Raw genomic sequence first — 12,417 nt, 5'->3', positions numbered from 1 at the left:
GCCTCACCCGGCGGGCACGTCGCGGCGCCGGAAGGCCGCGACGCCCGCCGTGGCGAGGAGGACGGCGACCAGGGAGAGCGCCACCAGCGGGGTGGCTCGCGCCTCGCCGCCGGGCAGGTGCGGCGTGTGCGTGAAGGGCGACAGGTCCAGCACCCACTGGTCCAGCCCCAGCACCGCGCCGGCCAGCATCAGCAGGAAGCAGGCCGCGACCACACCCCACGCCGCCGGCGCCTGCCGGGGCAGGGCACCGATCATCAGTACGGCCACCGCGCCCAGCGTGGCAGCGGCCGGCACCTGCACCGCGGCCCCCGCGAGCACTCCCCCGGCGTCCCCGGCCATCAGGCCACAGGTCAGGCCCCCGGCGAGCAGCGCGGCGGCCGGTCCCGCCCCGGCGAACAGCACATGGCTGCCCAGCCAGCGCAGGCGCCCGGTCCGCGTGGCGAGCACCAGCTCGGCGTGGCCCGTCTCCTCCTCGTCGCGGGCCCGCAGGGCGGCCTGCACCGCGAACGCCGCCGCGAAGATCCCCATCAGCCCCAGCACCGACGCGAGGAAGCTGTCGCTGATCGCCGACGCGCCGCCCATCCGCTCGAAGACGCGCGCGAGCCCGGCGTTGTCCGTGGTCAGGGCGGCGACGCTCTGCGCGACCCCGCCGAAGACCAGCCCGAGCAGCGCGAAGCCGAGCACCCAGCCGGCCAGGACACCCCGGTGCAGCCGCCAGGCCAGACCCAGCGGGCCCCGCAGCGACGGCGCCGCGGTGGCCGGACCCAGCCGCGGGGCGAGGAGCCCGGCGCCCACGTCCCGGCGGGCTTGCAGGACCGCGGCCGCGGCGAGCAGCACGGCGGTCAGCGCGAGCGCCAGCAGGGCGGGCCACCAGGCGTTTTGCCCGTACGGGAAGGTGCGGTGCAGCCACCCGACGGGCGAGAGCCACGACAGCCACGCGAGGGAGCTGTTCCCGAGGGCGCTCACGTCTCCGGCGAGGCGCAGCACGTACGCGGTGGCGAGTCCCCCGACGGCCAGGAACCGTGCCGTCCGGGCGGTCTGCCCCGCCTGCGCCGCGACCGCTCCCACTCCGGCGAAGACGGCGCCCGCCAGCGCGTACTGGAGGGCGAGCAGCACCGATCCGGGGGCCGGCATCCCCTGCGCGAGCAGCGTCGACGCGATGACCAGGGCGAGAAGAGCGTTCGCGCCGAGTGTGGCGGCGAGGGCGGCGGCCAGACCGGCGTGCCGCCCGGTGACCCCGGCGCCGAGCAGATCGGTGCGCCCGGCCTCCTCGTTCGCGCGGGTGTGGCGGATGACGGTCAGCAGGCTGAACAGGCCCACGACGACGGGCAGGAAACCACTGCGCCACGCGACAATCTCGCCGAGGCTCGCGCCGTCGAGGGGCCCGTAGAGTCCGACGAACCCGGCGTTCGCCCGGCTCAGGTCGGCGTACACCTGGAGGTCTTTGGTGGTGGGAAAGAGCTCCCGGAACGAGCTCACATAGAGCGCCGGGAGGAGGCCGAGGATGACTGCCCACAGCGGCAGCAGCACCCGGTCGCGGCGGAGCACGAGCCGGAGCAGCTGCCAGGTCCCGGTCATGCGGTCGGCTCCTTCCGGTATTGGCGCAGGAACAGCTCCTCGAGCGTGGGCGGCCGGCTGGTGAGGCTGCGGACGCCGATGCCGACGAGCTTGCGCAGCGCCGGGTCGAGGGCGTCGGAGTCCACGTCGAAGATGACGCGGCGGTCGTCGGTGCGCAGGCCGTGCACGCCGGGCAGCGTGGCCAGGCCGTCGACCGGGCCGGCCAGCTCGGCCGTGATGGTGGTCCGGGTCAGGTGCCGCAGGCCGGCCAGGGTGCCGGTCTCGACCGTACGGCCGGCGCGCACGATGGTGACCCGGTCGCACAGCGCCTCCACCTCGCTGAGGATGTGGCTGGACAACAGCACCGTACGGTCGCCGGTCTGCCGTTCCTCCCGCACGACCTCGCGGAAGACCTCCTCCATCAGCGGGTCCAGCCCCGAGGTCGGCTCGTCGAGCACGAGCAGCTCGACGTCGGCGGAAAGTGCCGCCACCAGCGCGACCTTCTGCCGGTTGCCCTTGGAATAGGTGCGCGCCTTCTTGCGCGGATCGAGATCGAAACGCTCCAGCAGCTCGTCGCGGCGCCGCCGGTCGACCCCGCCGCGCAGCCGGCCGAGCAGGTCGATGACCTCGCCGCCGCTGAGGTTGGGCCACAGGGTGACATCCCCCGGCACGTACGCCAGCCGCCGGTGCAACGTGGTCGCCCCGGCCCACGGGTCGCCGCCCAGCAGCCGCGCCGACCCGCCGTCCGAGCGCATCAGCCCGAGCAGGATCCGGATGGTCGTGGTCTTCCCGGCGCCGTTGGGACCCAGGAAGCCGTGCACCTCGCCGGTCTCGACCCGCAGATCGAGCCCGTCGAGCGCTTTCGTGCGCCCGAAGCTCTTGACCAGACCGGTGACCTCGACAGCACTCATCTCTCCGCCTCCTCGGCGCCGTACCGCTCCAGCGCGGCGAGCATCTGCTCGGCCAGCTCGGGGCCGACCAGGGGCCGGCTGAAGATCTCGACCGAGGCGCGCAGCATCCGCGCCTGCCCGGGCGGCTCGGTGATGTCCTGGCCGATCGCCCGGGAAATCTGGTCGCGCAGGATGAACATGCCCATCTTCAGCGCGGTGAGGACGGCCGCGTAGGCGCGCGGGTCGTCGGTCTTGACGTCCGTCGTGGCGATCCAGTCCTCGCCCTGCTGGACCATGGCGTCGAACATCCGCTCGCCGGCCGGGCTGCCGTCCATCGTGGAGCGCAGCACATAGCTCTGCAGGCGCAGCGGCGCGGCCCGCAGCGCGGCGAAGACGTCCTGCGCGCTGGCCAGGGCGTTGCTGCGGATGCGCGTCAGCTCGGCCTGCACCCACTCGTCGCAGGCGTCGCGCAGTCCTTCCTTGGAGCCGAAGTGGTGCCGCAGCAGCCCGGAGGAGACCCCGGCGGCGTCGGCGATGTCGCGGATGGTGGTGGCTTGAGCCCCCCGCTCGGCGATGAGCGTGATGGCGGCGTCCCGGATGCGGGCGCGTGCGGTCAGATCCGACTGACTACTCACGTGTGCAGCCTACTACACAACCGTGTAGCCGTTTCCCTCTCGATTTCCGGGGGTATGCGTCGGCGATGAGCGATCAGCTGGAGACGGTGCACGCCTTCGACAGCGGCCCCATGCCGACGGGCGTGAGCGTGTCCGCCACGGGACGCGTCTTCGTCAACTTCCCCAAGTGGGGCGACGACGTGCCGTTCACCGTGGCCGAGATCCGCGACGGGCAGGTCGTGCCTTATCCCGACCAGGCCTGGAACAGCCCGACCGGCGACGACGACCCCAAGGCGTTCGTCTCCGTGCAGAGCATCGTGGTGGACCCGGCCGACCGCCTGTGGGTGCTCGACACCGGCTCCCCGATGTTCCAGGAGACCCACTTCGGCGGGCCCAAACTGGTCTGCATCGACCTGGCCTCCGACACGGTCGAGCGCACGATCGTCTTCGACCCCAGGACCGCCCTGCCGACGACCTACCTCAACGACGTGCGCTTCGACCTGCGCCGCAACGCCGCCTTCATCACCGACTCCGCCGACCAGGGCCCCAACGGCATCATCGTGGTCGACCTCGACAGCGGCACGGCCTGGCGGCGCCTGCACGACCACCCGTCGACCAAGGCCGACCTGTCCCTGCGCCCCTCCGTCGAGGACCGCCCGTTCCTGGACCGCTCCGGCCCCACGCCCCAGCCGGTGACGATGGGCGCGGACGGCATCGCGATCGCCGCCGACGGCTCCCGCCTCTGGTACTGCCCCCTGCAGTCCCGCCGCTGGTACAGCGTCGACGCCGGCGCGCTCTGCAACCGCGAGGCCTCGGACGACGAGGTCGCCCTGACCGTGCGCGACGAGGGCGACAAGGGCGGCATCTCCGACGGGCTGGAGACGGACGACCAGGGTCGGCTCTATCTGACGAGCCCCGAGCGGAAGGCGCTGCTCCGCCGCGCGACGGACGGCACGCTCGAAACCCTGGTGCAGGACCCACGCCTGCTCTGGCCCGACACGATGTCCGTGGCCGACGGGTACGTCTACGTGACGGCCAACCAGCTGCACCGGCAGGCCAAGTACACGGGCGGGGCGGACGAGCGGGAGTACCCGTACGCGCTGTTCCGATTTCCGATCGACGCCGGGCCGGTCCGCCTGACATAAGTGGGCGATGCGACGCGTACGCCTCGACACCCTCACCATCGAGCAGATCCCCGAGCCGGCGCCGGCCGAGGGTGAGTTCCTGATCCGCCCGGCAGCTATCGGCGTCACGCTGCCGGTCGTCCGCATGTCCCGCCGCGGCGGCCCGGGCGTCCTCGGGGGTGAAGTCGCGGGGACGGTGATCGGGCTCGGGCCGGGAGTGACCGGCTACGCCCTCGGGGACCAGGTGGTGACGCTGCCGTTCACCGGGTCGTACCAGGACGTGGTCGTCGCCCCGGCCGCGGTGACCAGCCCGATTCCGCCGGGTGCCGCGGTGACCGCCGTGGCGCTGGTCCGCAGCGGGCACGTGGCGCTGGCCGCCCTGGACTCCCTCGCGGCGGGCGAATCCGTCCTGATCACCGCGGCGGCCAGTGGGGTCGGACACCTCGCCGTCCAGCTGGCCCGGGCGCGGGCGAGCTCCGGCGGCGGCACGATCGCGGCCCCCGACCTCCTGGCCGGCGCCAAAACAGTGACCGGCCTGGCAATGCGCCACTTCGCCGCCACGCACCCCAACCTGTACGCAACCCACGAGCGCGAGCTATGGAAGCTGGCCGAGTCTGGTCAGCTCCGCCCCGCCATCCACGCCGAACTCCCACTGACCGACGCCGCCCGCGCCCACGACATCCTCGAAAGCCGGCAGAACCTGGGCAAGGTCGTCCTGCGCCCGTAATGGGAAGCGCCACCCGCCCGAAGGCGGCGCGGCCACCCGGCTGCCGTCCGGGGTCAGCGACCGACCCGTAGCGGCAGCCTGTGCAGGGTGACCTCGGCCAGCGTGCCGGTCTCGATGGTGGCCGTCATGTAGGTGCAGTGGGGCTGGCGGCGGCGGTCGGTGGGGCTGCCGGGGTTGAGGAGGCGGAGGCCGGTCGGGGTGGTGGTGTCCCAGGGGATGTGGGAGTGGCCGAAGACCAGCAGGTCGGTGTCGGGGTAGGCGGCGGCGCAGCGGGCTTCGCGGCCCTTGGCGTCGCCGGTTTCGTGGACGACGGCGAGGCGGAGGCCGTCGAGGGTTGCTCGGGCCACGAGGGGGAGGCGGGCTCGGAGGGCCGGGCCGTCGTTGTTGCCGTAGCAGGCGATCAGGCGGCGGGCTCGCGACTCCAGCGTGTCGAGCAAAGTCACGTCGACCCAGTCGCCGGCGTGGACGACCACGTCTGCCTCGGCGACCGCGGCCCACAGTGCTTCGGGGAGGTCTCGGGCGCGTTTCGGGACGTGGGTGTCGGTGGTCAGGAGCAGCCGCATACGGACCACTGTAGGCGGTATGCCGGGAAGGCCCGTCCTGCTGGCGGCAGCCGATTCGGGCGAGGCGGCCCGGCGCGGAGAACTGTTATCGGGCAGCTCAGCGTGGGCGCCTCGGAACCGGTTCCGGGATTTCGATGGTCATCGAGTTACGGAACCTTTGACACATCGATGTAACCGAACTTAGCGTCCAGACGCGGGGAAGCGCTCTCCAAAGATCGTTTCCCCGTGGAGCTTCCCCGGCTCCCCGGCGGACGCGCAACCCCACGCGTCCCGACCTCCCGCAGAGGAGATGTCATGACCGTCCCCATCACCCCGGCGCGGCCGCGAAGGCGGTGGCGTCTCGGCGCCACCGCCGGCCTCGTCGTCGCGGTCGTCGCCGGCTTCGGCGCCGCCACCACGCTCAGCGCGCACGCCGCCGAGACACTGTTGTCGCAGGGCAAGCCGGTGACCGCGTCCTCCTACGAGAACCAGGGCGCCTTCCCGGCCGAGGCCGCCGTCGACGGCAACACCGGCACGCGCTGGGCCTCCGGCTTCGCCGACCCGTCGTGGCTGCAGGTCGACCTGGGCGCCAGCTCGGCGATCAACCGGGTCGAGCTGAACTGGGAGGCCGCGTACGCGAAGACCTTCCGGATTCAGACCTCGGCCAACGGCAGCACCTGGACCGACGCCACCCCGGCGACCGCGGGACAGGCCGGTGTGCAGAGCCTGACGGTCAACGCGACCGCCCGCTACGTGCGCATGTACGGCACCGAGCGCGCCACCGCGTACGGATATTCGCTCTGGGAATTCAAGGTCTTCGGGGGCACCCCGTCCACCGACCCGACCACGCCACCGCCGTCGAACGGGGGTGGCAGCCTCGGCGCGAACGTCATCACGTTCGACCCGTCGATGTCGTCCGCCTCGATCCAGAGCCAGGCCGACACGATCTTCCGCCAGCAGGAGTCGAACCAGTTCGGCCCGCAGCGCTACGTCCTGGCGTTCAAGCCGGGCACCTACAACGGGCTGAACATCCAGGTCGGCTTCTACACCTCGGTGATCGGTCTCGGCCAGAACCCGCAGGACACCCGGATCAACGGCGACATCACCGTGGACGCGGGCTGGTTCCAGGGCAACGCCACCCAGAACTTCTGGCGCTCGGTCGAGAACCTGTCGGTCTACCCCGTGTCGGGCGCCGACCGCTGGGCCGTCTCGCAGGCCGCCCCGTTCCGGCGCATGGACATCCACGGCGACCTCAACCTCGCCCCCAACGGGTACGGGTGGGCCTCCGGCGGCTACATCGCGGACTCCCGCATCAGCGGCTCCGAGCAGCAGTACTCGCAGCAGCAGTGGTTCACCCGCAACAGCACCATCGGGTCGAGCCTCAACGCGGTGTGGAACCAGACGTTCGTCGGCGTGCAGGGCGCCCCGGCGTCGAGCTTCCCCAACCCGCCGTACACGACGATCGGCACCGCGCCGGTCATCCGCGAGAAGCCGTACCTCTATCAGGCGAACGGGCAGTACGCGGTCTTCGTACCCAACCTGCAGTCGAACGCGAGCGGCGTGACCTGGGCGAACGGGAACACGCCGGGTACGAGCCTCCCGCTCACGCAGTTCTACGTCGCCAAGCCGGGTGACTCGGCCGCGACGATCAACCAGGCGCTGGCGCAGGGTCTCAACCTGATCTTCCAGCCGGGCATCTACCACGTGAACCAGACGATCAACGTGACCCGGGCCAACACGGTCGTGCTCGGTCTCGGCTACGCGACGATCATCCCGGACAACGGCGTCACGCCGATGCAGGTGGCCGACGTGGACGGCGTGAAGATCGCCGGTCTGCTCTTCGACGCCGGCACCACGAACTCGGCGAACCTGCTCGTCATCGGGCCGAGTGGAAGCAGCGCGAACCACGCGGCCAACCCGACGACCGTCCAGGACGTGTTCTTCCGGATCGGCGGCTCGATCGCCGGCAAGGCCACCAACAGCCTGCTGGTCAACAGCAACAACACGATCATCGACCACATCTGGGCGTGGCGCGCCGACCACGGCAACGCCGGCACCTACGGCTGGACGATCAACACCGCCGACAGCGGGCTGATCGTCAACGGTCAGAACGTCACGGCGTACGGGCTCTTCGTCGAGCACTACCAGAAGTACGAGGTCGTCTGGAACGGCAACGGCGGCCGCACGTACTTCCTGCAGAACGAGCAGCCGTACGACCCGCCGTCCAACGCCGCGTGGCGGTCGGGCGCCAACGGCTACGCCGCGTACAAGGTCGCCGACAGCGTGACCAGCCACGAGGCGTGGGCGATGGGCAGCTACTGCTACTTCAACGTCAACCCGCAGGTGCACTCGGACCGGGGCTTCGAGGTGCCGGTGAACAGCGGCGTGAAGCTGCACAACGTCTTCACCGTGTCGCTGGGCGGCAACGGCGTGATCGACCACGTCGTCAACAACACCGGCGGCCCGGCGCAGGGCACGGCGACCGTACCGGTGACCGTCACCAACTTCCCGTAAACCGTTGAGGGAAAAGGCCGGCGCCCGGGGCGCCGGCCTTTTTCATCGTTGACAGTCGATCGACACGCGGCGTTGACTACAGGGGCAGTCCTTCCCGGCGAAGTGGAGGAGACATGCCCCGATTGGCGCCCGCGCTGGCCGCGGTGCTTCTGATCCTGCCGACCGCGGCCTGCCAGGGCGGCTCCGGCGACGACGTGGTCGGCCTGATCACCAAGACCGACACCAACCCCTTCTTCGTGACGATGAAGAAGGGTGCGCAGCAGACGGCCGGGCAGGAGGGCGTCGAGCTGCAGTCCTTCGCCGGGAAGATCGACGGCGACAACGAGGCGCAGGTGCTCGCGATCGAGAACCTCATGTCCTTCGGCGCCAAGGGCTTCCTCATCACCCCGAACGACTCCAAGGCCATCGTGCCGTCCATCGACCGCGCGCACGAGCAGGGCATGCTCGTCATCGCGCTGGACACGCCGGTCGACCCGCCGGACGCCGCCGACGCCACGTTCGCCACCGACAACTACCAGGCCGGGCGGCTGATCGGGCAGTGGGCCCAGGCGAAGTTCGCTTCGTCCGGCACGCAGGCCAAGATAGCGATGCTCGACCTCAACGCGAACCAGGTCTCGGTGGACGTACAGCGGGATCAGGGTTTTCTCGAGGGTTTCGGCATCGACGTCGCCGACAAGAACCGGATCGGGGACGAGAACGACCCGCGCATCGCCGGGCACGACGTCACCGACGGGGCCGAGGACGGCGGGCGGACCGCGATGGAGAACCTGCTCCAGAAGGACCCGTCGATCAACCTGGTCTACACGATCAACGAGCCGGCCGCGGCCGGGGCCTATCAGGCGCTCAAGTCCGCGGGCAAGGAGAAGGACGTCACCATCGTCTCCGTCGACGGCGGCTGCCCGGGCGTCGACAACGTGAAGAACGGTGTCATCGGCGCGACCTCGATGCAGTTCCCGCTGAAGATGGCGGCGCTGGGCATCGAGGCGATCGCGCGCTTCGCGAAGGACGGCACCCGGCCGCAGGCCACCGCCGGCAAGACCTTCGTCGACACCGGGGTCCAGCTCATCACCGACGACCCGCAAGCCGGCGTGGAGGCCAAGGACTCCGCGTGGGGCCTGCAGAATTGCTGGGGCTGACATGGCGACTTCGGCGGTCGGCGACTTCGAGGTCGCCCGGCACGACACTCCCGCGGAGCGGGTGCAGCACATCCTGCACGGCAATCCGGTGCTCGGGCCGCTGGCCGTACTCGTCATCGCGATCGTGGCCTTCTCGATCGTCAACGTGCGCTTCTTCTCGGCGACCAACCTGTCGCTGGTGCTCGCGCAGGTGACCGTCATCGCCACGCTGGCCCTGGGTCAGACGCTGGTGATCCTCACCGCCGGCATCGACCTGTCGGCGGGCGCGATCGCGGTCTTCTCGTCGATCCTCGCGGCGAACTTCGCCTTCGACGCCGGCATGCCGGGCATCGTCGCGCTGCTGCTCGGTCTCGTCTGCGGCACGGCGATGGGCGCCCTCAACGGCGTGCTCGTGACGCGGATCAAGCTGCCCCCGTTCATCGTCACGCTGGGCACGCTGACCATCTTCTTCTCGCTCAACTCGGTCGTCTCCAACAGCGAGACGGTACGCGGCTCCGACATGCCCGGCCTCATGACGTGGACCGGCGACTCGATCCCGATCGGGAGCTTCCGGCTGACGTACGGGTCGATCCTCATGCTCCTGCTCTTCGGCTTCTTCTTCTACGCCCTGCGCTCGACCGCCTGGGGCAAACACGTCTACGCGACGGGCGACGACCGGGAAGCCGCCCGGCTCGCCGGCATCCGCACCGGCCGCGTGCTCTTCTCGGTCTACACGGTCGCCGGACTCCTCTACGCCGTCGGCGGCTGGATCCTCATCGGCCGGCTCGCGTCGGCCAGCCCCAACGTGGGCACCGAGTACAACCTGGACTCCATCACCGCCGTGGTCCTCGGCGGCACCAGCCTCTTCGGCGGCCGCGGCGGCGTCCTCGGCACCCTCATCGGCGCGCTGATCGTCGGCGTCTTCCGCAACGGCCTCCAGCTCGGCGGGGTCGAGGTCGTCTGGCAGGGCTTCGCCATCGGCCTGCTCGTGCTCGTCGCCGTCTCCCTGGACCAGTGGATCAGGAAGGTCAAATCATGACCACACCCGTCCTGGAGGCCCGCGGCCTCACCAAGCGCTACGGCCGCGTCACCGCCATCGAGAGCGGCGACCTCGAGCTCTATCCGGGCGAGATCCTCGCGGTCATCGGCGACAACGGCGCCGGCAAGTCCAGCCTGATCAAGGCCCTCTCCGGCGCCCTGATCCCGGACAGCGGCGAGATCCATCTGGACGGGCAGCGCGTGCAGTTCCGCAACCCCATGGAGGCGCGCGAGGCCGGCATCGAAACCGTCTACCAGACGCTCGCCGTGTCGCCCGGCCTCGACATCGCCGACAACTTGTTCCTGGGCCGCGAGCACCGGCGCCGCGGGATCCTGGGCTCGGTCTTCCGCATGCTCGACACCGGCCACATGCGCAGCGAGGCCAAGCAGCACATGTCCGACCTCGGCATCGGCACGCTGCAGAACATCGGCCAGGCGGTCGAGTCGCTCTCCGGCGGGCAGCGCCAGGCGGTGGCGGTGGCCCGCTCGGCTGCCTTCGGCAGCAAGGTCGTCATCCTCGACGAGCCCACCGCCGCCCTCGGCGTCAAGGAAGGCAACCGCGTCCTGCAACTCATCCGCGACGTCCGCGACCGCGGCCTCCCGGTGATCCTGATCAGCCACAACATGCCCCACGTATTCGAGGTCGCCGACCGCATCCACATCCAGCGCCTGGGCCGCCGCGCCACGGTCATCACCCCGGAATCCCACAGCATGAACGAAGCGGTGGCCATCATGACCGGCGCCGCCGAGCCCCCGCCGCCGGTCACGCGCAGCGAAAAATCAAGAACCTAGACGGCTCGGGGCGGGATCAGCAGGTGCGGTCGCGGGCCGGGAGGTGGCCGGCGGCCAGGAACGTGTCGGCCGCCGCCGTGGCGCAGGCCGCAGTGCCGTAGGCGCCGTGCCCTCCCGCGTTCGCGGTGACCAGGGCCGCGCGCTCGCCGAGGGCCTTGCGCATGCCCCGGCCGCCGGCGAGGGGCGTGTTCGGATCGCGCAAGTTCTGGAGGATCAGCACGTTGCGCGGGCCGTGGCCGGTGACGGCGACGGGCGGCTCGATCGGGTCGGGCCAGAAGGCGCAGGGCCAGATGTTGGCGGGCGCGCCGGCCGAGAGGGGATGGGCCTTGCGGTCGGCGGCGACGTTCCGGGCGTACGTCCGGATGTCGCGCGGCCATCGGACATCGCCGCAGACGACGGCGTACGCGGCGGCGAGCGCGTTGTCCGCGGGGACGCCGGGCGACGTGTTGGCCGCGAGGCTGATCATGCCGAGGATCTGCTGGATGGTGGAGGACTGCTCCGGGGTGGCCGTCCCGTCCGCGAGAGCGGCGGCCGCCGTCCAGAAGTCGGTCAGGTAGGGCAACGCGGCGTCCTGGGACAGCAGCGCCGTGCTGGCCGAGCGGAAGACGTTGCCCGAGAGTCCGGCCGTCGCCGTGTCGAGGCGGCTCGCCAGAGCGAGATAGGCGCGTGTGACAGCGGCGGGAGTGGTGCCCAGCACGCCTCGCGCGGCGGCATACGACGCGGCGTCCGGGAAGCGGTCCGCGATGCCCTGACTCTGCAGCCGGAAGCTGTCGTACCAGACGCGGGCCGGGTCGACCGCGCTGTCCAGGACGATGCGGTCCGTGCGGGCGGGGAACATCGACGCGTACGCCGCCCCGAGATACGTCCCGTAGGAGAGGCCGTAGTAGGAGATCTTCGCCTCGCCCAGCGCCGCCCGGATGCGGTCGAGGTCGCGGGCGGTGTTGGCGGTCGTGACGTGGGGCAGCAGGTCACCGGAGCGAGCCTCGCACCGCGCCGCCGCGGATCGGGCGAACGTCACGTTGCGCGCGATCGAGCCGTCCGCCGCCGGATAGGGCTGGGGCGGCAGCATCTCCTCGGCCGTGAAGCCACACGTGACCGGCGCGCTGTGGCCGACGCCGCGAGGGTCGAAACCGATCTGGTCGTACGCGTCCAGCACCGCCTTGCTCCCGGCCAAGCGGAAGGTGAGCCCCTCCCCGCCGGGCCCACCGGGGTTCACCAGGAGCACGCCCCGGCGCTTGGCCGGGTCGGCGGCCGGGATCCGCGAGACGGCGAGGGAGATCTGCCGTCCGGCCGGGTGCCGGTAGTCCAGGGGCACCCGCACCGTCCCGCATTCCTGCCGTGGATCCGCCGGGGTCACCGGGCACGCTCCCCAATGGACGGCGGTCGTCGCCGCTTCGGCTCCCGGTAGTGCCAGCACCGTGCCGGTGGCAGCGGCGGCGACCGCGGTTGTCATCCAGAGCAGCTTCTTCATGAGGAGAACCCTAGGAATCGCCACCCTTACCGC

11 protein-coding genes are annotated in these 12,417 nt (G+C 71.2%); 6 read left to right on the top strand and 5 right to left on the bottom strand.

Translation table 11 applies throughout. The annotated features are described in order from the left end of the window. Positions 1–3: 3 nt before the first annotated feature. From RAN62_RS18400 to RAN62_RS18390, 3 genes are read right to left on the bottom strand one after another with little or no spacing between them, the layout of a single operon-like run. The gene (locus tag RAN62_RS18400; protein ID WP_305785910.1) at positions 4–1,578 is read right to left on the bottom strand and encodes an ABC transporter permease; all 1,575 of its coding nucleotides are present in this window, start codon (positions 1,576–1,578) and stop codon (positions 4–6) included. Continuing rightward, the gene (locus tag RAN62_RS18395; protein WP_305785909.1) at positions 1,575–2,468 is read right to left on the bottom strand and encodes an ABC transporter ATP-binding protein; all 894 of its coding nucleotides are present in this window, start codon (positions 2,466–2,468) and stop codon (positions 1,575–1,577) included. Before RAN62_RS18395 ends, RAN62_RS18400 begins: the two co-directional genes overlap by 4 nt. Then, complete coding sequence (locus tag RAN62_RS18390) at positions 2,465–3,082, bottom strand: TetR/AcrR family transcriptional regulator (RefSeq protein WP_305785908.1); 618 nt, start codon at positions 3,080–3,082, stop codon at positions 2,465–2,467. The genes RAN62_RS18395 and RAN62_RS18390 overlap by 4 nt, the downstream gene beginning before the upstream one ends. A gap of 65 nt (positions 3,083–3,147) precedes the next feature. Between RAN62_RS18390 and RAN62_RS18385 the strand changes: the two genes are divergently transcribed. Both RAN62_RS18385 and RAN62_RS18380 read left to right on the top strand, forming a co-directional pair. After that, entirely contained in the window at positions 3,148–4,206 is a 1,059-nt protein-coding gene (locus tag RAN62_RS18385) for an L-dopachrome tautomerase-related protein (RefSeq protein ID WP_305785907.1), read from the top strand. Positions 4,207–4,213: 7 nt separating this feature from the next. Continuing rightward, on the top strand, positions 4,214–4,912 hold the full coding sequence (locus RAN62_RS18380) for a quinone oxidoreductase family protein (protein ID WP_305785906.1): 699 nt from the start codon (positions 4,214–4,216) through the stop codon (positions 4,910–4,912). A gap of 53 nt (positions 4,913–4,965) precedes the next feature. Here the strand turns inward: RAN62_RS18380 and RAN62_RS18375 are convergent, their stop codons facing one another. Then, a complete protein-coding gene (locus RAN62_RS18375) occupies positions 4,966–5,475 on the bottom strand; it encodes a metallophosphoesterase family protein (RefSeq protein WP_305785905.1) in 510 nt (169 codons plus the stop codon). Positions 5,476–5,769: 294 nt separating this feature from the next. Between RAN62_RS18375 and RAN62_RS18370 the strand changes: the two genes are divergently transcribed. The 4 genes from RAN62_RS18370 to RAN62_RS18355 all read left to right on the top strand — a co-directional run bounded on the left by RAN62_RS18370 (position 5,770) and on the right by RAN62_RS18355 (position 10,913). After that, positions 5,770–7,968 (top strand): discoidin domain-containing protein, encoded by a 2,199-nt coding sequence (locus tag RAN62_RS18370; RefSeq protein ID WP_305785904.1) that lies wholly within the window; start codon positions 5,770–5,772, stop codon positions 7,966–7,968. Between the two features lie 113 nt (positions 7,969–8,081). Beyond that, the gene (locus tag RAN62_RS18365) at positions 8,082–9,104 is read left to right on the top strand and encodes a sugar ABC transporter substrate-binding protein (protein WP_305785903.1); all 1,023 of its coding nucleotides are present in this window, start codon (positions 8,082–8,084) and stop codon (positions 9,102–9,104) included. Position 9,105: 1 nt separating this feature from the next. Next, entirely contained in the window at positions 9,106–10,122 is a 1,017-nt protein-coding gene (locus RAN62_RS18360; RefSeq protein ID WP_305785902.1) for an ABC transporter permease, read from the top strand. Further along, positions 10,119–10,913, top strand: coding sequence for an ATP-binding cassette domain-containing protein (locus tag RAN62_RS18355; RefSeq protein WP_305785901.1), 795 nt, complete (start codon positions 10,119–10,121; stop codon positions 10,911–10,913). The genes RAN62_RS18360 and RAN62_RS18355 overlap by 4 nt, the downstream gene beginning before the upstream one ends. A gap of 16 nt (positions 10,914–10,929) precedes the next feature. Here the strand turns inward: RAN62_RS18355 and RAN62_RS18350 are convergent, their stop codons facing one another. Further along, complete coding sequence (locus RAN62_RS18350; protein WP_305785900.1) at positions 10,930–12,384, bottom strand: alpha/beta fold hydrolase; 1,455 nt, start codon at positions 12,382–12,384, stop codon at positions 10,930–10,932. Positions 12,385–12,417 lie beyond the last annotated feature (33 nt).

The organism is Symbioplanes lichenis (assembly GCF_030709675.1).
GTDB lineage: Bacteria > Actinomycetota > Actinomycetes > Mycobacteriales > Micromonosporaceae > Actinoplanes > Actinoplanes lichenis.
Note: the sequence above shows the minus strand (reverse complement) of the source record. Positions and strands in the feature narration are given on the sequence as shown.